Origin of the sequence: Mesorhizobium sp. M4A.F.Ca.ET.090.04.2.1 (genome assembly GCF_003999085.1) — a bacterium.
Classification (GTDB): domain Bacteria; phylum Pseudomonadota; class Alphaproteobacteria; order Rhizobiales; family Rhizobiaceae; genus Mesorhizobium.
This window is the reverse complement of record NZ_RZOT01000024.1, coordinates 1-22103: the sequence shown is the minus strand read 5'-3', so window position 1 is coordinate 22103 and position 22103 is coordinate 1. Positions and strand designations below refer to the sequence as shown.

The 22103-nt window shown below is 61.5% G+C and carries 17 protein-coding genes and 4 pseudogenes; 18 read left to right on the top strand and 3 right to left on the bottom strand.

Going from position 1 to position 22103, the window contains the following annotated elements; genetic code table 11:
• Positions 1-512: 512 nt before the first annotated feature.
• The 3 genes from EN781_RS03590 (at position 513) to EN781_RS03580 (ending at position 2330) form a co-directional block, all read left to right on the top strand.
• Entirely contained in the window at positions 513-902 is a 390-nt protein-coding gene (locus EN781_RS03590) for a hypothetical protein (protein WP_091600484.1), read from the top strand.
• Entirely contained in the window at positions 875-1366 is a 492-nt protein-coding gene (locus EN781_RS03585; protein ID WP_091600483.1) for a hypothetical protein, read from the top strand. Before EN781_RS03590 ends, EN781_RS03585 begins: the two co-directional genes overlap by 28 nt.
• A gap of 565 nt (positions 1367-1931) precedes the next feature.
• Complete coding sequence (locus tag EN781_RS03580) at positions 1932-2330, top strand: hypothetical protein (RefSeq protein WP_091600482.1); 399 nt, start codon at positions 1932-1934, stop codon at positions 2328-2330.
• 1032 nt (positions 2331-3362) lie between these two features.
• On the opposite strand, the gene EN781_RS03575 is transcribed toward EN781_RS03580, so the two are convergent.
• On the bottom strand, positions 3363-5510 hold the full coding sequence (locus EN781_RS03575) for a S46 family peptidase (protein ID WP_091600481.1): 2148 nt from the start codon (positions 5508-5510) through the stop codon (positions 3363-3365).
• A gap of 602 nt (positions 5511-6112) precedes the next feature.
• On the opposite strand from EN781_RS03575, the gene EN781_RS03570 reads away from it, so the two are divergent.
• The 12 genes and pseudogenes from EN781_RS03570 to EN781_RS03520 all read left to right on the top strand — a co-directional run bounded on the left by EN781_RS03570 (position 6113) and on the right by EN781_RS03520 (position 17874).
• On the top strand, positions 6113-6628 hold the full coding sequence (locus EN781_RS03570) for an amidohydrolase family protein (RefSeq protein ID WP_348629104.1): 516 nt from the start codon (positions 6113-6115) through the stop codon (positions 6626-6628).
• Positions 6629-7126: 498 nt separating this feature from the next.
• Positions 7127-7723 (top strand): FMN reductase, encoded by a 597-nt coding sequence (gene msuE, locus EN781_RS03565; RefSeq protein WP_126037984.1) that lies wholly within the window; start codon positions 7127-7129, stop codon positions 7721-7723.
• Positions 7724-7748: 25 nt separating this feature from the next.
• Positions 7749-8849 carry a dimethylsulfone monooxygenase SfnG gene (gene sfnG, locus EN781_RS03560; RefSeq protein ID WP_126037988.1) on the top strand — a complete coding sequence of 367 codons (1101 nt, stop codon included), beginning with the start codon at positions 7749-7751 and terminating at the stop codon, positions 8847-8849.
• A 56-nt stretch (positions 8850-8905) separates the two neighbouring features.
• Positions 8906-9808 (top strand): ABC transporter ATP-binding protein, encoded by a 903-nt coding sequence (locus EN781_RS03555; RefSeq protein ID WP_126037991.1) that lies wholly within the window; start codon positions 8906-8908, stop codon positions 9806-9808.
• Positions 9808-10702 (top strand): annotated as a pseudogene (locus EN781_RS03550) (branched-chain amino acid ABC transporter permease). Before EN781_RS03555 ends, EN781_RS03550 begins: the two are co-directional and overlap by 1 nt.
• Before the next feature lie 3 nt (positions 10703-10705).
• Entirely contained in the window at positions 10706-11755 is a 1050-nt protein-coding gene (locus EN781_RS03545; protein WP_126037994.1) for a branched-chain amino acid ABC transporter permease, read from the top strand.
• Between the two features lie 53 nt (positions 11756-11808).
• Positions 11809-13139, top strand: a pseudogene (locus EN781_RS03540) (ABC transporter substrate-binding protein).
• 66 nt (positions 13140-13205) lie between these two features.
• Positions 13206-13997 (top strand): ABC transporter ATP-binding protein, encoded by a 792-nt coding sequence (locus tag EN781_RS03535; RefSeq protein WP_126037999.1) that lies wholly within the window; start codon positions 13206-13208, stop codon positions 13995-13997.
• On the top strand, positions 13994-15241 hold the full coding sequence (locus tag EN781_RS03530) for an SfnB family sulfur acquisition oxidoreductase (protein WP_126038002.1): 1248 nt from the start codon (positions 13994-13996) through the stop codon (positions 15239-15241). Before EN781_RS03535 ends, EN781_RS03530 begins: the two co-directional genes overlap by 4 nt.
• A 32-nt stretch (positions 15242-15273) precedes the next feature.
• Positions 15274-16068: pseudogene (locus EN781_RS03525) on the top strand (LLM class flavin-dependent oxidoreductase); the annotation flags it as partial.
• Entirely contained in the window at positions 15977-16447 is a 471-nt protein-coding gene (locus tag EN781_RS35925; protein ID WP_348629116.1) for an LLM class flavin-dependent oxidoreductase, read from the top strand. The pseudogene EN781_RS03525 and the gene EN781_RS35925, both read left to right, overlap by 92 nt.
• Complete coding sequence (locus EN781_RS03520; protein ID WP_091600474.1) at positions 16444-17874, top strand: FAD/NAD(P)-binding protein; 1431 nt, start codon at positions 16444-16446, stop codon at positions 17872-17874. The genes EN781_RS35925 and EN781_RS03520 overlap by 4 nt, the downstream gene beginning before the upstream one ends.
• Positions 17875-18314: 440 nt before the next feature.
• On the opposite strand, the pseudogene EN781_RS03515 reads toward EN781_RS03520, so the two are convergent.
• A pseudogene (locus EN781_RS03515) lies at positions 18315-19136 on the bottom strand (class I SAM-dependent methyltransferase); the annotation flags it as partial.
• Between the two features lie 695 nt (positions 19137-19831).
• On the opposite strand from EN781_RS03515, the gene EN781_RS35095 reads away from it, so the two are divergent.
• From EN781_RS35095 to EN781_RS03505, 3 genes are all read left to right on the top strand, one after another.
• A complete protein-coding gene (locus EN781_RS35095) occupies positions 19832-20218 on the top strand; it encodes a hypothetical protein (RefSeq protein WP_245455261.1) in 387 nt (128 codons plus the stop codon).
• Entirely contained in the window at positions 20175-20753 is a 579-nt protein-coding gene (locus EN781_RS35090) for an extracellular solute-binding protein (RefSeq protein ID WP_245455197.1), read from the top strand. The genes EN781_RS35095 and EN781_RS35090 overlap by 44 nt, the downstream gene beginning before the upstream one ends.
• Positions 20754-20848: 95 nt before the next feature.
• Positions 20849-21124, top strand: coding sequence for a helix-turn-helix domain-containing protein (locus tag EN781_RS03505; protein ID WP_036267500.1), 276 nt, complete (start codon positions 20849-20851; stop codon positions 21122-21124).
• Positions 21125-21501: 377 nt separating this feature from the next.
• On the opposite strand, the gene EN781_RS03500 is transcribed toward EN781_RS03505, so the two are convergent.
• Positions 21502-22103: omptin family outer membrane protease (locus EN781_RS03500; protein ID WP_127399783.1), on the bottom strand; the 602-nt coding region annotated here is incomplete at its 5' end.

The following is a 22103-nucleotide window of genomic DNA, read 5'->3' as shown; positions in this document are numbered from 1 at the left end:
GGCCAGGGGCACGCTCGCCTGGCCTTGGCGGGTTCGATACCGGCTCGAAAGACATTCCGGACGCATTCAAGGTCGGGGCATCGCTGCCCTGACCTTGAATGCGAACCGTGCTTAGTCGGCGGCGATTGCCATACTTTCGCTTTCTACTTTGACCGTCGCCCGCAACGCTGCGGGAAGCCAGCCCTTGCCGTCCAGTTCCTTCTCGGCCTGCAAGAAGCTTCGGGTTTCGGGGCGCGTTCCACCGTCGGCCCACGACTTGCAAAAATGTTTGAGGATGCCTTCTCGCAAAGAGGAACGTCGGCTGGCAGGCCCGTGGCCCGGGACTGGGCGGCTGCCTTGGCCGAACTTGAAGCGAACCTCAAGCAGTGCTCCGCCAATTCCAGCCACTGGTCACTTGGCTCATCGCCGTGCCCTTGGTGCAAAATGGAAGGCGCCACTGGCGTCCCGCTGTTCTCAACCGTTGTTCCCGCCAGCGGGGCGACGCTTTTCGATATCGCCGGATTCCAGCGCAGGTGGACGCCATCCCGCATCCCGGGCCGGTGCCGACCGTCCCCGAGAAGAATGTGACACCAGATCCCAACGCCTTGAAGCTCAAGGGGCACGCGCGCCGCACCAACTTCCGGGCAGGAGTAGCGGCCGCAGTAGTCGGCGTCGCTGGCTTGATGATGGCGCAGATCTGGGTGCTGGGCATTGCCTTGGGGGTTTTTCTGGGGTTGAGAGGTTTCTTGAACAGGGACAGTGAGGCTGCGGAATACCGGCGCATCGCCGGCGAGGCCGCCACCCAGTGGAAAAACGCGCAAACCACGTGGATGCAGAGAGCCGGGCCGGATGCCTTCGACAGGCAAAAAACGGTGCTCGCCGGGCTCAGGCGCGAATGGGACATCTTACCTTCCAAACGGTAGCCAGGATCTCGGAGCTCGAGCGCAACCGCCGTCAGGCGCAACTGCACCGGTTCCTGGACAACTTTGAAATCTCATCGGCAAAGATCGAGAGCATCGGACCGGGAAAGAAACAGGTCCTGGAGTCGTATGGCGTCGAAACAGCGCTCGATGTCGAGAGGAACAAGCTCTACAGCGTGTCCGGATTCGAACCCAAAACGGCGCAGAAGTTGTTAAATTGGCGAAGGTCCGTCGAAGCCCGCTTTGTCTTCGATCCCTCACGCGCGATCGATCCACGCGATATCGCGCAGATTGACCAGGATATTCTCGGCGACCGCAAGCGGCTGCAGGGCGCCTTGGTTCTCGGTCTTGAGCAACTCAAGCAGACAAGAGCCCAGATTCTTGCCGCCCGTGAACACAGTCGCCCGGAAATGGAGCGGTTGGCATTGGATCAGTCGTCGGCAAACGTTGCCGCGATTTCAGGTTGAGACGGCTAACGCTGGATCGCCAATCAGGCTCGGTGGGTTTTGGCATACCTTCATCACCCCGGGTTGCGCGTCAGTGTGAAATACCCATTTCACCTTGTTGGAGGCCTCGACGATTTTGGCCGGTCGGAGCGCTGACTCGAAGGAGAGGTGAACGGCGGCTTTGCGCCTCATTCCAGCCGCTCGAATTGCCCAAGCCATTTCCTGAAAGCTGCCGATCCAGGGGATCCGTCTGGACGTCGATGGCAAGGGTGGTGGACGTACGGCTTCGCCACCAAGCAGGCCGCAACGGATTTCAGGATGTTACGGGTTAGGCGGTGACCCTTGGGCCACTCATGCAGCCATGTCTCATGCTGTCTCGAATCACGTTGTTGACGGTGCAAGCATCGCCGTCAAATCGCTCAGTCCGAGCGTGGCGGGCGCGCAACACTCAATCAGGTATAGCAGTCGCTAGGGCTATATGCATTTAGTGACACGGCCACCCGATCTTTGCGGTCGCAAGTCTTTACCAAGTGTCGTTTCTCGGCAAGGCTGATCATTGAGGCACTCACGCCGCGAGGATTGAAGAATGCTTAACCAGGCAGAAACACTCTACCCATCTCTGACCCCTCTTGCGGTCCAGGTCCGCTGGAAGGTTCCAACCGAATTTCCGGCGTGCCCGGACGAATTCACCGACGACGCCCTTCTTCTTTATGAATCGCGCCTCTCTTTCGGAAGTATCTTCGCGCGCAACCAGCTCTCCACGAGCCTCGTCGTCGACCGGAATCTCAAGGACGATGACCTGATCGTACTCACTCATTTTGCCGGCGACGCCATAAAGAATTGGGCAGTGGCCCACATTTCAATCCATGATGGCCTTTTCCATCACCGAAGCGAATTCACCTTCTTCAGTCTCAAGGGCGCTCTGAAGCACTTCTGCGAACTAGCTGGAGAGGACCTTGGCGACTCGATCGATGACTATTGCTGATGACGTATCAGCTGATGTCGATGCAGAAATGTTGCTGCATATTGACGATTCCGGTTGAGCGTGGGTGTCGAGTGTGAGCGATGACCTTGTGACGTCGGTCAGGTTCGAAGTCATGGTGCCAAGCAGTATCAATAAGGATGATGCCGGAGGGGCCAAGATGGAACATGAGAACCTGCTAGTCGTCGGTGCCGACTTCTCGAAAATGCGCACGCGCTGAATACGACGTGGTGATCTGCAGACCGGAGGTGCGTTTGAGTTCCATATAGACCTAAACTCGCTATAAGATACGCATCATGCGTTGGAGTTGCACCTCCGGGCTGTGCGCAACGTCGTGGCGGATGACTCCTTTCTACCCAGTGGTCCGCAAAGCCGCCTGTCAGCTTGCGGGCCCAACGCGGTCATTTCGGAACATGCAAGCAGACTAAATAGCGATTGGAACTCAATAACCACGCGGCCACAGCGTTCATGGTTTGTACTTCTAAAGTCGCATAATTGGCAGACTGGAACATGGAACTTGGGTCGCGAGGTGGATCAAATGCGTTACGCAGGGTCGCAGAACGCGCAAGAGACATTGCAGGTCATCTATAATCGAGCTGTCGGCCCAGCCGACTTCCTATTCGTGCCAGTGAGCAATGGCAATCGTACCAGCGACAGCACCCATTGCTCGCTGCTGCTCGTTGATGGCCGCAACCCGGAGCGGGTCGCCTATCACCACGACTCCTCCCGGACAGGGCCACAACGACGAGCCTGCAAACCAGCTCGCAAGGGTGCTGAACGGCACCTTCGAGGCAGCCCCCATGACCCGACAGCCGAATGCTTATGACTGCGGCGTGTTTGTGTTGGCACGTGGGCGCCGATTGGACAATTGATGGCCGGGCAGCGGCGCCGGGTCGCTGCGACGACCTCGTCGCCGACCGGCAGGCGCTGCAAGACCGGCTGAGGCGGCGCTTCCACACGGGATTTGTCTAAAATTCCAAGGGGGATTTGTGGAGGTATGACGCCGACAGGCCGCCTACCGCCAGACTACCCCGCTCATGAACGCGACGCCGGCAGCACTCCCATCTCCTTGAGCAACCAGGCAGCGCCGTCAATCTTGTCCATGGTCCAAAGCATGAAGCGACTGTCGACATGGATGCTTCGACTGCGGTCTGCGGCATATGCCCAATCGGAGATCACTCCATCGAGCGTGCCATCAAAGGCGAGACCGACGAACTCGCCGCGCCCATTCAGCGTGGCCGAGCCGCTATTGCCATTGGTAATGTCGACCGTGGACATGAAGTCGACCGGCAAAGTGCCCAGCTCCGGCGCGACATAGGGGCCATAATTCTTGGCCCGGATCGCAGCGACGGCGGCGGCGGGCGCATCAAACTCGCCCTTGCCAGTGTGCTTGGCCAGAAGTCCCTCAGCCGTGGTGAATGGCGTCCAGATCTGCCCGTCGCGTGTTCGCCCCGACACCTTGCCCCAGGTGATGCGCAGCGATCCATTCGCGTCGGGATACACCGGCCGGCCAATCGCCTGCCAGTAGGCGCGCAGGCCCTGCATATAAGTCGCGCGCGCCGCCTGCGCTCGGCCAGCGCGGTCCTTCGCCGCGCGCTCCGCAGCTATGTCGCCGGGATAGAGCGCGACCGCCAGCTTGATGAAAGGATCGTCCGACGCCTCGAAGGCAGCAGCCCGCTTGTCGAGCCAGCCGAGCCGCGTGGCCGTGTCGGCGAGTTTGGTTTCTGCATAAAGTCGGTCAAGGCCGATTTGGTCCAGAGCCGTTTCGAACGCAGTATCGCGGTCCTTTGCGTCTAGCCGGCGATATTCATCGAGCGCGGCCTCAAATAGCTTGCGATCGATGTCGGGCAGGTAACCGCGTTCGATCTGCGTCAGTTGATCCACGGTCTGGTTACGGTCACGATCCTGAAAGCCGCGTTCGCGGTCTTCATCGAGCTTCTCGTGCTCCTTGGCCCAGCGATACAGAGTGCGCGCGGATGAGAGCATTTGCGCGCGGTTCAGCAGCGCCTGGCGCAGCCCCTCGAGCGAGGCCTGGCTATTCTCGTCCACCATGGCGCCCAGTTCGCCGATCGCTGCGCCATAGCGCGCCTGCCGCGCGGGATCGTCGGCGACCCAGTCGAGATAAGCTTTCTCCTCGATCGCCTTGCGCACGTCGAGCCCGATCGCATTGGCCCCGGCGAGATCGCCCGCCAACTTCTTCTTGTAGTTTTCCACGCCTTGCAGGATGGAGGCGTAGCGGATCTGCGCTTCTCGATTGCCTGCCGTGGTTTGGTTTATCTGGGCCGCATAATCCGACAGCAAATGCTGCAACAGCGGTTCGTACCGCGCGAAATTGAACCGTACTTCATCCGCCGTGCGGAACCGATTGGTTTCTCCGGGAAAGCCGACGACCATGACGAAATCGCCGTCTTGCACGCCTTTAGAGGCAATGCGCAGCCAGCTCTTCGGCCGGTAGGGCACGTTGTCGCGCGCATAAGGCCGGGAGGAACCATCAGGAGCGACATAAGCGCGGTAAAAACCGAAGTCGCCTGTGTGGCGCGGCCACGTCCAATTGTCCGTTTCGCCGCCGAAGTTACCGATGCCGAGCGCGGGCGCATAGACTAGGCGCACGTCCTGAATTTCGAGCTTCTGCTGGAGATAGTAGGAGGCGCCGCCATAATAGGACTCCACGTCGCAGCGGCGATTGGGCTGTTCTTCACATGCGGCGATCAGCGCCTTCCGGTTCCTGTCGAGCCGCTCATAGCGGGCAAAGCCGTTCAGCTTGTCCGATACGCCCTTGAGCATGTCGGCGGTCACATCACGGATATCCTCGATCACATAGATGCGGCTGCCGGGCACCGCGGGTAATTCTTCACCAAGGCTTTTCGCTAGAAATCCCTTGGTGAGATAGTCTTGACTCTCCTTGCTGTTGTACTGGATCGATTCCAGCACGCAGTGACGGTTGGTCGCAACCAGTCCTTGCGGACTGACGAAGGAAGCTGAACATCCGCCCAGTGATACGATCGCGTTGAGCGGGGCAGTGTCTAGACGGCTGAGCTGCGCGGGATCAAGCTGGAGTCCATTCGCGCGCATGGCCGCGCCAAGTTCCGTAATCTGGGCCGGCATCCACATGCCTTCGTTCGCCGACGTCCAGAGCAAGTTCATAGCGGTGGCTTGGGCCAAACGACTAAAATTCGAGTTCATGCTGATCTCGTTCCCATTCTGTGTATTGTTCTCCGCTGATCTGGATCGATGAGCTATCGGGCTGACCGGCGTCCGCAAGCGCCTGCGCGGCAGCCACTGGGTGAAGAGTGAGTGGACGGTCAACACAAAAATCTGGGTGACGCTCCCCTCACATTGTATCGGCAACGTTTGCGGATCATCCGTTGCACTAATCGTGCCAAAGGATGCCTGAGACGCCCTTCGGGTCCCGCGGAGAAGTCATTCGAGACGCCTCTAACAATATCTCCCGCATTGCGGGCCGGCCATTGGAGCGCCTCGTCAATAAAGCTTTCAATCACCTACGTGGTAAGGGCCTTGCGTGTCCGACCTCCGACATTTGGGTCCGACCTCCGACATTTGGTTGTAGACCCGACACTCTCGTCCTCGCTCGCGACGAAGCCCACTGCCGAACAGCCGTCGTTAATTGTGAGAATGCGTGCTATCGTTTCTGTTACGTGCGGTGTTGCGCGAGGACGAGGGTGCGAGGAGTGCCCGGACTTCCCCTTGCCGCAAATCCGCTCGGCGCTTGGCGACATAACCCGGCGGACTATGTGCGCGAGTGCCGGCGTGAGGCGCGAAAGTAAATCTGGGATGAAACGTCGACCATCCGAATCGAGCATGGAAACCTCATCAAAGCGACAACCGCCAACCGGGTTCGCGAGGCAGGCGCGTTCGTCGTCCCGACGAACATCACCTTTGCTGTCGTCGCTCGGGACGGAGCCAGATACGGCATGTCCGCCGAATCCCTTGAAAAGGTGAGCTTCGTTCTCGATGCCGGCTTGTCGGCGCTCGAAACGCTTCAAAGCGCTGGCGTGACCATGGGCTACGGCTCCGATCTGCTTGGCCAGATGCATAGGCACCAATCAGAGGAATTTCTTCTGCGCGGCCGCGTTCTCAAGCCTCGGGACGTGATCCGATCCGCGACGGTGGATGCTGCCCGCGTGCTCAACATGGAAGGCCTCATTGGCACCATCGCGCCTGGCGCTCACGCAGATCTCATCGCCGTCTACGGCAATCCGTTGAAGGACCTCGCGATTTTGTCCGATCCCGCCCGGCTTCGAAAGATCATCAAGGGCGGGCGAGTGGTGAAGAATGAATAACCAGACGCAGGTAATCCGTTGCCATTCAGGGGAATTACGCAACACAGGCAGGAGCACAACAGAACGTATTGAGCAGCTACCGATGGTTGCGAAGGCATGACGCTGCGATTGCCGCCTTCGTGCTGCCGGTGCTCAAAACTCTCAATCGTCCCTGACCAGCCTTGAAATCTCGGCGCTAATGTCGGCTCCTTCGTAGGGCAATGCCTGAGGACGTTTCTCGCACGCCTAGCCGTCATGATACACGCGCTCATTTGATTGCGTGGCATCGGTGGAGAGCGCTGTCACAAACGGCTGGACGACATTCCTCATATCGCGCCGGCGGAGCCTGTTTTCGCCAAAGTCGAACTCGCGGGTGACGCCTACGGCCCCTGCCAAGTTAATCCCATTTGAGATCGAATGCGGTGGGCGTGCCGCTCCTAGCAGCGCCGTTTTTCCCATTGACGTGAAAACATCAGAACAAAGTACTCATAGAACATCGTTTGGTTTCGGTGGTGGCCTATGGCGCATGTGTGGGAGATAGATCACTTGGCACGATTATCGGTTCTTGGAATATCCGGCGGTGTAAGCAACCCGTCCCGCACCACGGCGGTCGTCAATGCGCTGGTCAAGGCGGTCGCGTTGCGCCTGCCTGCCGACACCGGTCTGATTGAGATCACGGAGGCAGCACCGTCGCTTTTCGCCGGACTATCCCGCGGCGCACTTGGCGCATCTGGAGAAGCGATTATCCAGCGTGTCGAGAAGGCCGATTTGCTCGTGGTCGGAACGCCTGTCTATAGGGCTTCCTACACTGGCGCTCTCAAGCACCTGTTCGACCTGGTCGACTATCGCGCGTTGACGGGCAAGACCGTGCTTCTCGCGGCGACCGGCGGGAGCCCATACCATGGCCTGGTGCTCGAACATCAGCTCCGGCCATTGTTCGGCTTTTTTGGCGCTGTCACCGTCCCTACGGGTGTCTACGGCACGCCCGACGATTTCGTCGATGGCGAAATCGTCGGCGCAGCCATCATCGAGCGTATTGCAAGGGCCGCTACCGACGCGGTCTCCTTGCTCAACTCAAGTCACGCAAATGCCGCCGTCGCCACCCGCGTCGGCTGAGCCAATCAACAGGGGAAACGACGACATGAGTTCGCATTCCGACGCCATCAAATTCGCCTACTGGGTCCCGAACGTCTCCGGCGGCCTGGTCATCTCCAACATCGAGCAGCGGACGGGTTGGGATATCGACTACAACCGCAAGCTCGCCCAGATTGCCGAGGCCAACGGGTTCGACTATGCGCTGAGCCAGATCCGTTTCACAGCCGGCTATGGGGCCGACAACCAGCACGAATCAGTCTCGTTCAGCCATGCCTTGCTTGCCGCGACCACAACGCTGAAGGTCATCGCAGCGATCCTGCCCGGTCCGTGGAACCCTGCGCTGGCGGCCAAGCAGATCGCTACCATCAACCACCTGACCAATGGCCGCGTCTCCGTCAATGTCGTCAGCGGCTGGTTCCGAGGCGAGTTCGCCGCGATTGGCGAACTCTGGCTCGATCATGACGAGCGCTATCGCCGGTCGGAGGAATTTATCCGAGCGTTGCGCGGCATCTGGACGGAAGACAGCTTCACGCTGAAGGGCGATTTCTACCGCTTCACCAACTATTCCATGAAGCCGAAGCCGATCGAGCCCTTGCCCGAGATATTCCAGGGCGGCTCGTCGCGAGCCGCTCGCGACATGGCGTCTCGTGTCTCCGATTGGTATTTCACCAACGGCAATACCCCGGAGGAGATCCGGAAGCAGGTCGACGACATCCGCACCAAGGCGAAAGCCAACGGCCACAAGGTTAGGATCGGCGTCAACGCTTTCGCCATCGCCCGCGAGAGCGAGCAGGAAGCGCGCGCCGTGCTCGACGAGATCATCGCCAAGGCGAATCCGGAGGCGGTGCAGGGCTTTGCCGATCAGGTCAAGAATGCCGGCAAGGCCTCGCCGGAAGGCGAAGGCAATTGGGCGAAGTCGTCCCTTGAGGATCTCGTTCAGTACAATGACGGCTTCTGCAGCAATCTCATCGGCACGCCGGAACAGATCGCCGAACGCATCCTGAAACTGAAGGACGCCGGTGCCGACCTGATCCTGCTCGGCTTCCTGCATTTCCAGGAAGAGGTCGAGTTCTTCGGCAAGCGCGTCATTACTCTGGTGCGCGAACTGGAAGCAGCTCGCGACAGGGAGCTTGTCGCCGCGGAATAGGACGGGCGCGGCCCACGGGGCCGCAGCCCACACGCCTTCAAAAGCAGGGACGTTTCATGATTGGTGCTTCGCTGGGAGCCGCCGCATACGAGCGCGCGCCCGAAATTTCCGCCCTTCTTGCTGGTGCTGGTCGCGTTGACGAGACGCGCGCGGTGCGCCTGTCGGCAAAGGCTGATGCGATCCTGACCTTGAGCGGGATCGGCATTTCCTTTGGCGGGGTCAAGGCGCTGAGCGATGTTGATCTCGAAGTCGAAGTCGGCGAGATCCGCGCGGTGATCGGCCCCAACGGCGCCGGCAAGTCCTCACTGATCAACATCATCAGCGGCCTCTATCACGCCGACCGCGGCAGGATTGCGATCGGCGGACAGTCCTTCTCCCGGGTGCCGGCGAGCCGTCTAGCACGGCTCGGCGTTGCGCGAACCTTCCAGAACCTGGCGCTATTCGGCGGTCTGTCCGTGCGCAACAACATCGCGTGCGGCCGCGTCCACACCAGGCGCGCCAGTTTCGTCGAACATATTGCAGGTCTGCCACGCGCCCGGAGCGAAGATGCGGGAATCGCCGAAAAGACCGATCAGATAGTCGCCTTCCTGCATCTCGAAAGCGTCGCCGACCGCCTCGTCGCCACCTTGCCTTACGGCCTGCAGAAGCGGGTCGAGCTGGCGCGCGCGCTGGTCGCCGAGCCGAAGCTGCTGCTGCTCGACGAGCCGATGGCCGGCATGACGGCGACCGAGAAGGCCGAGATGGCCGGCTTCGTGCGAGCCGCGCGCGACCGGCACGGCGTCACCATCATCCTGATCGAGCACGACATCGGCGTCGTCATGGGCCTCTCCGACCGCGTCGCCGTGCTCGACTACGGCCGCAAGATCGCCGACGGCACGCCGGCCGAGGTGCGCGCCGATCCTGCGGTGATCCGGGCCTATCTCGGCACCGCCGAGGGCGAGAATGGCGAGGACATCTGATGAGCTACTATGATTTCCTCTTCGTCATCGAGGTGCTGGTCGGAGGCCTGCTCTCGGGCGTCATGTACTCGCTCGTCGCCATCGGATTCGTGCTGATACAAGACCTCGGGCGTGCTGAACTTCGCGCAAGGCTCGATGGTGCTGTTTGCAGCACTCACTTTCGTCAGCCTGGTCGAACGCCGCGTCCCTTTCGCGCTTTCGCTGCTCATCACCTTCGCGGTCATGGTCGCGCTCGGCTTCACCATCGAGCGGACCGTGCTCAGGCCGCTGGTCAACCGCTCGCCGATGACGCTGTTCATGGCGACGCTGGGGCTCTCCTACATCATCGAAGGTGCCGCCCAGCTTATCTGGGGCACGCAGGTGGAGGGGCTCGACCTCGGCATCGACGACACCCCATTCGAGGTCGGCGGCGTACTGATCTCGTCCTTCGACCTGCTGGCGGCGGCGATCGCCGCTGCCATGGTCGCAGGCCTCAGCGCCTTCTTCTATTGGACGCGGATCGGCCTTGCGTTTCGCGCCGTCGCCGACGATCAGTTCGCGGCCCTCGCCGTCGGCCTGCGGCTGCCTCGCATCTGGGGCACCGTGTGGACGGCGGCCGGCTTCGTCGCGCTGGTCGCCGGGCTGTTGTGGGGCGCGCGTCTCGGCGTCCAGTTCTCGCTGTCGCTGATCGTGCTGAAGGCGCTGCCGGTGCTGGTGCTTGGCGGCTTCGATTCCATCCTCGGCGCCATCGTTGGCGGCCTCATCATCGGCGCCAGCGAGAAGCTGGCCGAGGTCTATCTCGGCCCGTTCGTCGGCGGCGGCATCGAGGGCTGGTTCGCCTATGCGCTGGCGCTGGTGGTGCTTTTGGTGCGCCCCTCCGGCCTGTTTGGCCAGAAAACCGTCGAAAGGGTCTGAACCATGGCCGTGCAAGCGCTCGACGCCGCAAGGCTTCCAGTCGACTGGGTGAAACTCGTTCAGAAGCTGGCATTGCCGACCGCCCTGTTCGTCGTCGCCTACGGCGTGGTCCCTGCCTATGCTTCGGGCTATCTGGTCGAGGCGATCCTGCTGCCATTCCTGGCGCTCAGCCTGGCGGCGGTCGGCCTCAATCTGCTGACCGGCTATTGCGGCCAGCTCTCGCTTGGCTCTTCCGCCTTCATGACGGTGGGCGCGTTCGCCGCCTACAATTTCAACCTCAGGGTCGAAGGCCTGCCGCTGGCGGGGACCATGATCCTGGCCGGAATTTCCGCCGCCGGCTTCGGCGTCGTGTTCGGCCTGCCCAGTCTCAGGCTGCGCGGCTTCTACCTCGCCGTCTCGACGCTCGCCGCCCAGTTCTTCGTGCAATGGGCGCTGACCAAGTTCGGCTGGTTCTCCAACGACAACCCGTCCGGGGTGATCTCGGCGCCGCACCTGGCCGTCGCCGGTCTTTCGCTCGACAGCGCGACCGGCCGCTATTTGCTTTCGGTCACCACGGTCATGGTGCTGACGGCCCTCGTCTGGCGCTTGGTCAACAGCGCGACCGGTCGCAACTTCATCGCCGTGCGGGACAACGAAACCGCCGCACGCGTCATCGGTGTGCCGGTGCTGCGAACCAAGCTTCTGGCGTTCGCCATCTCGTCGTTCATCATCGGTATCGCCGGCGTGCTGTGGGCCTTCACCTATCTGCGCACCGTCGAGCCGGCAGGCTTCAATCTCGACCGCTCATTCCAGATCCTGTTCATCATCATCATCGGCGGGCTGGCCTCGATCCGTGGCGCGTTTTTGGGTGCGGCGTTCATCGTTGTCCTCCCGCTCTTTCTGTCCCGGCTCGGCGCCTTCCTGTTCGGCGGCCTGTTCGATTCGGGCGTTCTCGACATGAGCCAGCGCATCGTGCTCGGCGCCCTTATCATCATCTTCCTCATCGCGGAACCGAGCGGGCTGTCGGCCCTCTTCGACCGCCTCAAACGACGGATCGGCTCAAGGTCCAGCTGATTGCCGCTCAACTTCCTCCTCCGCTCGGACCAACCCATCAGGAGACGTAAGCAATGACCTTCTTCAGTCACCTAAGAAAAGCGGCGATCGCCACGGCCTTCGTGCTCGGCGCGACGGCGGTTCACGCCGAAGAACAATACTTTCCCCTGCAGAGCTACCGTGTCGGTCCGTATGCGGCCGGCGGAACCGGCTTTTTCGGTGGCTTCATCGACTATCTCAACCTGATCAACATCCGCGACGGCGGCGTCAATGGCGTCAAGCTGGCCTGGAGCGAAGGCGAGACGCAATATGAGGTCGAGAAGGGCGTCGAGGTGTATGAACGGTTGAAGAGCAATCCCGGGATCGCTGCCTGGAATCCACTCTCGGTCGGCATCGCCTATGCCATGATCGATCGCATCACCGACGACAAGGTGCCGCTGATCACCATCAACCACGGCCGCACAGACACGACCGACGGGCGGGTGTTCCCTTACGTCTTCCCGCTGCTGCTCAATCCTTACAGCGAGACCTCCGGCATCGTGAACTACATCGCGTCCAAGGAAGGAGGCCTCGACAAGCTCAAGGGCAAGAACATCGTCGTGCTCTATCACGGCTCGCCCTATGGGAAGGAGACGATCCCGATCTATGAGCTGCTGTCGCAGAAATACGGCTTCGAGCTGTCGCAGATCGAGGTGCCGCATCCCGGCAACGAGCAGCAGGCGCAGTGGCTGACCATCCGGCGCGAGCATCCTGACTATGTCGTGCTGCGCGGCTGGGGCGTGATGAACCCCGTCGCCTTGAAGACCGCGCAGAAGACAGGCTTCCCGGCCGATCACATCATAGGCAATGTCTGGTCGAATTCCGAAGAGGATGTCATCCCCGCCGGCGATGCCGCCAAGGGCTATACGGCCATCACCACCCAGGCCTCGGGTGAGCGATATCCGGTGGTCCAGGAGATCGTCAAAACGGTCTACGGCGACGGCAAAGGCAATCTCGAGGACAAAAGCCGCATCGGCTCGGTCTACCACAATCTCGGCATCGTCAATGGCATCCTCAATGTCGAGGCGGTCCGCATCGCACAGGCCAAGTTCGGCAACCGCACGCTGACCGGCGACGAAGTGCGTTGGGGCTTCGAGCATCTCAAGCTCGATCCGGCGCGCGTCGAGGCACTCGGCGCCAAGGACCTGTTCCACTCGATCAACGTCTCCTGGGACAATCACGAGGGTGACGGCTACGTGACCTTCCAGCAATGGGACGGCAAGAAGTGGAATGTCGTCTCCGACTGGATCGCTCCCGACTGGAAGCTGCTGCGTCCGATCATCGAGAAGTCGTCCGAGGCGTTGCCAAGGAAAAGGGCATCAAGATCCGCACGGCCGAGGACGCCGACGCGGTGGTCAGCAACTGAATTTGGTATGGTGCGGCCGACAAATCTGGCCGGCCGCGCCATCCACCTTCCCGAGCGGAGTCATCGATGTCCATCCCGGAATACCCGATACTGTCAGTTAGCAGCGTGGAAGCTGTCTACAACGGCGCCATCGCCGCCCTACACGGCGTCGACTTGTTGGTTGGCAGGGGCGAGATCGTCGCGCTGCTCGGCTCCAACGGTGCCGGCAAGACGACACTGCTGCGCGCCGTATCCAATCTCCTTCCGGCTGAGCGCGGCGCCATTACCGCCGGTCGGATCACCTTCGGTGGCGAGGATGTTTCAAGGGCAAGCCCCTCGCACCTAGTCCGCAGCGGCCTTGTCCAATTCCTCGAGGGCCGGCATTGCTTCCGCTCGCTGACGGTCGAAGAGAACCTCTTCACCGGCGCGCTCGGACGCTCGTCCTCTCGCACGGGCGTCAAGGCCGACCTCGATCGTGTCTATTCACTTTTCCCAAGGCTCGCCGAGAAGCGGCGAACCCGGTCCGGCCTCACTTCCGGGGGCGAGCAGCAGATGACGGCTATCGGCCGGGGTCTGATGTCGCGGCCGAAACTCTTTGTTCTGGACGAGCCGTCGATGGGGCTGGCACCGCTGATCGTCGACGAGATCTTCAGCGCCCTGAAACGGCTCAACCGCGACGAAGGCCTTTCGATCCTCGTTGCCGAACAGAATTCGGCGGTCGCGCTGAAATACGCCGACCGCGCCACCGTGCTCGAGAACGGCGTCAGCGTGCTGGAAGGATCGGCTGCCGACTTGCGCCAGCGCACCGATATCAAAACCTACTACCTCGGCGGCGCGCCGCTTCCACCGCAACATTTTCCCAAGGAGACAGCAGCATGACCATCCAATCCAGGCAGGCGTCGGATAGCCGCAGTGCCGTCCCGCCGGTCGAACGACCCTCTGCCAAGGCGCATGTGATCAAGGCCGATGCCGAGGCAATCGCTGTCGCCGAAAAACTCGCCGCCGAATTCGCCAGGGATGCCTCCAAGCGGGATCGTGAACGCATCTGGCCGAAGGAAGAGCTCGATGCGTTTTCGCAGAGCGGCCTGTGGTCGATCAACGTGCCGAAAGCCTATGGCGGGCCGGAGCTCTCCTATGTGACCCTGTCGAAAGTGATCAGCATCATCTCGGCGGCCGATCCGTCGCTCGGCCAGATTCCGCAGAACCATCTTGGCGTCGTCGCCGCTATCCGCACCGTCTCCGACGAGGCGCAGAAGAAGCTGCTTTTCGCTGAGGTGCTGTCCGGCACGCGCTTCGGCAACGCGTTCTCCGAGTTCGGCTCCAAGCGCGCGGCCGACTTCGAGACAAAGTTCGTCGACGCCGGCCACCATGTCGTGGTCAACGGCCAGAAATTCTATTCGAGCGGTGCTCTGCTTGCCCCTCTGGTTCCGATCGTGGCGCTCGATGACGAGGGGCGCGCCTGGTATGCCATCGCCGATCGCGGCGCGCCCGGACTGACGGTGATCGACGACTGGTCGAGCTTCGGACAGAAGACGACTTTGTCCGGCACGGTCCTGCTCGACAATGTCAAGGTGCCCAAAACGCATCTTGTCCCCGGCTACAAGGGCTATGACAGGCCGACGGCCGACGGCGCCATCTTCCAGATCATCCAGGCCGCGGTCGATCTCGGCATCGCCAAGGCGGCGATCGACGAGACTGTCGGCTTCGTGCGCACCAAGTCGCGCGCCTGGATCGACAGCGGCGTCGATCATGCCTGGCAGGATCCTTATACGATCCAGGCGATTGGCGACCTTCGCCTGCGGGCCAAAGCGGCAGAGGCGGTTCTGGAAAGGGCCGGGCTTGCGGTCGATCGCGCCGTGGCCGACCCGAACGAGAAGACCGTCGCGGAAGCGCAGATCGCGGTTGCCGAATCCAAGATCCTCACGACAGAGATCGCCATCATTGCCACGAACAAGCTGTTCGAGCTCGCCGGCACACGCTCGACGCTGGCCGAGCACAATCTCCACCGGCACTGGCGCAACGCCCGCACCCACACGCTGCACGATCCGGTGCGCTGGAAATACGCGATCCTCGGCAACTACTACCTCAACGACGTAAATCCGCCGCTCCATGCCTGGAGCTGAGCGAAGCGCCTCCAAATCACAGAGGACCATTCATGAGCATTGCCACTCCCGACAGGATCAAGGTCCTGTGGTTTCTGCCGACTCATGGCGACAGCCGCTATCTCGGCACCTCAGAGGGGGGCAGGGCGGTCGACTTGCCCTATCTCACCCAAGTCGCGAAAGCCGCCGATGCCATCGGCTACTATGGCGCGCTGCTGCCGACAGGACGCAGTTGCGAAGATAGCTGGGTCGTGGCGTCGGCGCTGGCACCGCTGACGCAGCGGCTTCGCTTCCTTGTCGCCGTCCGGCCGGGCCTGCAATCGCCGACGCTAGCCGCGCGCATGACCTCGACGCTCGACCGCATTTCCAGCGGACGGCTGCTCATCAACGTCGTCACCGGCGGGGATCCGGTCGAGAACAAGGGCGACGGCATCTTCCTCAGCCATGACGAGCGCTATGAGGTGACGCGGGAATTCCTCGACATCTACAAGGCGGTGCTTCGCGGCGAGACCGTAGCGTTCGCAGGCAAGCACTTCCGTATCGAGGACGGTCGCCTACTGTTTCCGCCCGTGCAGACGCCACATCCGCCGCTCTATTTCGGCGGCTCGTCCGATGCCGCTAACGCGGTCGCCGCCGAACAGATCGACAAATATTTGACCTGGGGCGAACCGCCGGCGGACGTCGCGGCAAAGATTGCCCATGTGCGCGGTCTTGCCGAGAAAGCCGGGCGCCAGGTGACCTTCGGCATCCGGCTGCATGTCATCGTCCGCGAGACCAATCATGAGGCCTGGGCCGACCGACCGCCTGATCAGCCGCCTGGACGACAACACGATAACCGAGGCGCAGAAGGTTTTCGCGCGCATGGATTCCGTCGGCCAGTCGCGCATGAGCCGGCTTCATGGCGGCCGCCGCGACAAGCTCGAAATCAGTCCGAACCTGTGGGCTGGCGTTGGCCTGGTGCGCGGCGGCGCCGGCACCGCCCTGGTCGGCGATGCGGCGACAGTTGCGGAACGGATCGACGAATACCGGCGCATTGGCATCGATAGCTTTATCCTGTCCGGCTATCCGCATCTGGAGGAGGCCTATCGGTTTGGCGAACTGGTGTTGCCGTTGTTGCCGCTCGATCATGAAATCTCGACGCGCCCGACGGCAGTGAACATGGGACCGTTCGGCGAAACGGTGGCCGGCGACCATCGGCCTTCGGCACTGCGCGCGAGTCAGTCTTGAGCGCCAGAGACTTGGGCAGGGGACCGGTCGTAGCCATCATCGGTGGCGGCTTTTCCGGTGCGGCGACCGCGTTTCATCTTGCGCGGCTGCTGCCCGCCGGTGCTGCCGATATCGTGGTCGTCGAGCCCAGAGAGGGGCTCGGCTATGGTCTGGCCTACTCGACGGCCGATCCTTCACACCGCATCAATGTGCCGGCGTCGAGAATGACGCTGATCTCCGGCCAGGACAGCCACTTTGCCGATTGGCTGGAGCAGACCGGCGCGATTCTCGACGATGCCGAGGCTATTGCCGCAAATGGAGCACTCTACCCACAACGACGCGTTTTCGGGCGCTACGTGGAATCTTATCTCCAACCCTTTCTGTTCGGCAAAGTGATCCGTCATGTCAGGTCCGCCGTCGCGTCAGTCGAGCTTAGTGGCCAGGGCTACATCCTGATTCTCGCTGATGGAAGGACGCTCGCAGCCGACGCCCTAGTGATTGCGGCGACGCATCCGCCACCGGCCTTGCCATCGGCCCTGCGGTCTGTGGCTGCTGCTGCCCGGCTGGTGGCCAATCCCTATGATCTCGGAGGGCTGCAAGCGATCGGCCGCGACGACCAAGTGCTCGTAGTCGGCACTGGATTGACGTCGGCGGATATCATTGCCACGCTGGACCGCAATGGGCATCGTAGCCGCATCGTCGCGCTGTCACGTCATGGTTATCGTTCGCGCAGCCACGCGGTGCTCCCGGGCGACCCGATTGGTGATTTCATCAGTCTGCCTTCACGCAGCGCAACAGTGATGCTCAGACGCATCCGGGCCACGATCCTAGATGCCAAGCGTCGGGGCGAAGACTGGCACCCGGTGCTCGATGCCGTCCGACGTCAGGGACAAATCATCTGGCAGGCCCTGCCGCTCGACGAGCAACGCCGCCTCGTGCGCCATTTGCGCACGCTGTGGGATGTGCATCGCTTCCGCATCGCGCCACAGGTCGCGGACGTGCTCGATCGCCGCGTTGCCGAAGGCATGCTCGCCTATCGCGCCGCATCGATCGTCGGCGCCGAGCAGGTCGACGGGCGCATTCGGGTCACGCTGCGGCCAAGGCGCCAACCCACTCAGACAACCGAGACGTTCGACAGGGTGGTCGTCACGACCGGGCCGGCGCATGCCGATATTTTCCGGACCAACACAGCAATTGCCGATCTCGGGCGAATGGGACTGGTCCGGCTAGACCCGATTGGCCTTGGCCTGGCGACCGACAGCCAAGGCCGTGCGGTCAGCACTTCCGGCCGACCGACCGACAGCATTTTCGTCAGCGGGCCGCTGGCGCGCGGCAGCGTTGGCGAATTGATGGGAATTCCCGAAGTCACCGCGCATGCCGAGCGTATAGCCGCTGAAATCCACCAATGGCTTGGATACCAAACGGCGTTGCGTCGTAAGGCGTCGTGAAGCTGCAAACACGATGAGGCTATCCAGATGACACTCACCGAGCGTATTGCGAAGGTGGAAGCCCATCGTGTCGTAAATAGGCCACTGGTCGCGTGCCGCTCCTGGCGCTTTTAGCAGATCCGCTCGACCTCGGAGGTGCCGATCTCCATGCCCAGACTTCGCACCGGCGTCCACCGCTTTGATGACGATCCGAGACGATCAGCCCACCGCGGCGGGTCGAGAAAGCACTGGGCGGGAAGACGCCTACAGCGAGGCTGCTCGCCTTGTGGCCGCAGAGAGGGAAAGAATCTGCCGCCGGACATCGACTTCAGTGGTTTAGAGAAGGCGGCTCGGCAGCGACCTCTGCGTGAACCCAGACGCCTTGAAAAGCCCGATGCGTCCGGATTTTGGCGGTGATCTTCATCAAATGCGATGAGCTGCAATTTCTGGCGACGGCCACGCTAAGGGCGGGCCTCCAGCACCATGTTGAACGGTGTCTCCGCGGCGCGACGCAATCGCTTGAAGCCGCCACCGGTCACCACCTTGCGCAGCCTCGCCTCACCGGCCTGGGCTCCAAGCGCGAGCCCGACTTCCTGCGACACGGACGCGGGCGTGCACACGAACGTGGAAGCGGCATAGTAAACGCGTCCGACGGGATTGAGGTTCGCCGCCAGATGATCATGCGCGAACGGCTCGACGATCATCCACGTGCCATCCGGCTTGAGCGATCCGTGGACATGGGTGGCGGCGCCCGTCGGGTCGCCCATGTCGTGAAGGCAATCGAAGAATGTGACGAGGTCATAGGTTCCGGGATAGCTCTTGGCGGCCGCGACGTCGAACCGCGTGTTGACGCCGACGCCGGCTACCTCGGCCGCCTTGCGGGCGCGCTCAATCGAAGGGGCATGATAGTCGAAGCCGACGAAGCGCGAATTGGGGAAGGCCTGTGCCATGAGCACGGTCGATGCACCATGACCGCATCCAACATCCGCGACGTCCACGCCGCGTTCGAGCTTCTCGACGACGCCCTCCAAGGCCGGCAGCCAGGAGTCGATCAGATTGGCATTGTAGCCTGGACGGAAGAACCGTTCCGTACCGCGAAACAGACACGCGCTATGATCGTGCCACCCGACGCCCTTGCCGGACTGGAATGCCTGCCTCACCTTTTCTTCATCGAGCCACAGCGCGGACAGGAACTCGAATGCGCCTGCCATGAAGGCCGGGCTGTCTTCATCGGCGAACACCAGCTCTTGCTCGGCGTTGAGATAGAATTTGTCGCTCGCTTCGGTGGTCGGGAATGACAGCCACCTCCATGCCGTTGAAAAGCAGGAAATCCGTCACGTTGCCCTCGTCGGTAACCGGCGGAGCCGGAGTGGTCGTCACCAGGGCAAGCCCTGTCGCAGCAGGTATCCTAGGGCAGCCCGTCAGAACATCGATGACTCCGGTTGTGGTGCCGGGGCGGGCGATCAGGGGCCAAATGATTGTTCCGAGGCGGCTGTATGTTGTGGTAAGGTGATCATGCGAATTCTTGTTGGTCGGTCACGTGTTTTGCGGATGACCCGCATGTACTGTGCCAAATGAGAAAACCATTCAAACGCAATCCAGTAGATCTGACTGTATCCGACATTGTCGGAATTTGGACATCGCCGAACGCGAAGCGCTCGGGGCTTGTGACGATACTTGAGCGTGCTGCTTCGGAGGAGGGATGCGCCTCGAACCGGCCGCGAGGCCTTTTTCTGGCAACGGATATTCCGGCCGGGTTAGGCCGCGAGGAAAGCGACGGTGAATAAGAGGTAGAGGACCAACCGTTTTGAGCGGGTAGTTGCCGTGTTGCGCCCCCACGCAAAGGCCAGCACCACGGAGCAGTATTTCTGGTGGCGACACTACAACGCCTTTAAGTGCCGGTTACCCGTTTTTACCCGATGCTGGATACGACTACAACGACTCCTTCCCGAGCCTGCGTGCGGCGCTTACCTGGAAGATGGAAGCCGGTCAGATCGCAACGGGGGAGGGCGGCCAGATCTGGGCAATCCCGCATGCATTTGAGAACATCCAGCTGTTCTACCGCAAGGATACCTTGGAGAAGTATAACATCGCGGTTCCGACGTCTCCGCCGGAAATGGCAAAGGCGTGCGAACAACTCAAAGCCGCCGATCCTTCCATCACGCCGTTGGGGGTGCGAGGCGTGCGTTTCTGGAGCAGTATCCACACCGCCGCAGTCTCGATCGCCCGCTCCTACGGTGTCCACGGATTTTGTCGTCACGGACGGCAAGCTCGACACGGGTCTGGATTCGCCGGAATCGATCGCGTTCCACAAGGATTACGTGGACATGATCAAGAAGTGCGCGGCTCCTTCCTTCGCCAATGATAACTGGTACGAGTTCGTGGACGGCATCTCCTCCGGCCGCACCGCGATGGCGATCGACTCAAATATGTTCGGCTTCTGGAACGATGTTGCGGGGAAGCCGGCATCCGGCAAGATCGCCTTCGCTCCGCCGCTGCACGCACCGAGCGCCACGAGCTTCGATTCTAACATCTGGATCTGGGCTCTCGCCATGAACGCGGCTTCCGAAAAGAAGGGCACGGCCTGGCTGTTCATCCCGTGGGCCACCTCCAAGCAGGTGGCGCTCAAGGGTGCCCTTGCCGGCCAGCTCGTCAATCCGCCGCGCACGTCGACCTGGCAGGACGACACCTGGACTAAGTACGCTTCGCAGCCCGAGTTCAACAACTTCGTTGACAGCTTCAAAAAGACACAGGACCACGCCGCGCTGGCTTTCACACCGCGTGTCGGCTTCGGCGAAGCCATGAACGCATGGGCCGTGGCGATGCAGAAGATGGTAAACGGCGATGACGTCGAGACGACGTTGAGGGCGCTTGCCGAAGAAATCCGCACTGGCCTCTGATCAAAAGGAACAGGGCAGTACTATTGCACTGCCCTGTTCCCGCCAACGGCGGAGATCACGCCGTGTCACCCCAAGCACTTAAACCCAGCGTGCCGATGGCAGCCGAAGGACCTGGCGCGCGCGCCTCGTCCGGTTCGGCTTCGCTGGAGGGGCGTTCCATCGACTGTTTCAGCCTTGCAATCATCCAGGCGCTGGCCAAAAGCCAGATGGAGCGCCGGCTCAGGAACCGGCGCAAAAACTCGAGCCTGCCGGCGCTGATCGAGCTGGTGCTGGCGCGGCCGCTGGTGTCGGCAGGTCTGGTCGCGGCCGAGCTGAAAATTAGCCAGCGCGCTGCGCTCGGGCTGGTGCCGAACTCGGCATCCGTGAGGTGACCGGCAGGGGCGCTACCGGACGTGGGGCCCCGTTTAGCTGCGGCGGGCTTTGGCGAAAGCGACAGCACTGATGATTTTTGCTGTACGCTCATTCTCCCTCATCTGCGCGTTGACAGAAAACCAGCAGCCGAGGGTCACTGCACGCTGTGCTCCCGCGATTTCCGGAAAACCAATGAAGAACGACTTTGATCTATCGCGCGAAACGTATCATTCAACCATGTCGAGAACGGGCGTGACGGCACGTACACTATGGACCAGAGAACTTTGTCTGGCGACTTTGCGCACGCCTGCAGAACTCTTCGGAAAACTTCCTTCTGTTGATCCAATGATCGTAATGAGCTGGAGTGGCATCGCCGCTCTCCCCGGTTCTTGCTCTCTCAGTTGAACTTGATGCTAGCCTGCACGAACACGCCGTAGCGCTTTGCCTTCCAATCGTCGGCCTGCGGGGAACCACGACCGCCCATTGCCTCTTCGAAATGAGCCGTGCCGTTATTCGCCACGGCCCAGTAGCGGGCGCCGACGCCGATGTTGAACAAATCCGTGACCTTGTAGTTCAACACCGCCTCGAGCTGGACGCCATGCCCATCGCCGTCTTCGGGAATTAGCTTGATCTTGGGGCGCATGTGGTGCTGATCTTTGCCGTCGAGCCGCGTGAAGAGGAACGCCACGTCACCAGAAAGGCTGAGTCGCGCGGTGAGTTGCGTCTGCCCGGCCAAGCCGAGTCGCAGCGAATGCCAATCGTTGTCCTGGCTGATGAGGTTGACGTAGGTCGGGACGGTTGGCACACAGGTCCTCCAGTTGGTCGCCTGCTGCGTGCAACCGAAAGCGTCGTAGCTCTCGTGCCAGAAATTGTTGCCAACAAAAGCACCGATGCGGTAGCGCGGCGCGTTCAAGAAATTATATCCAAGATCGGCGGTGAAATAGCTGACGCCGCCCCCGCGCTGATCACTGAATGTGTTTGAGTAGCCCCCCCATTTCC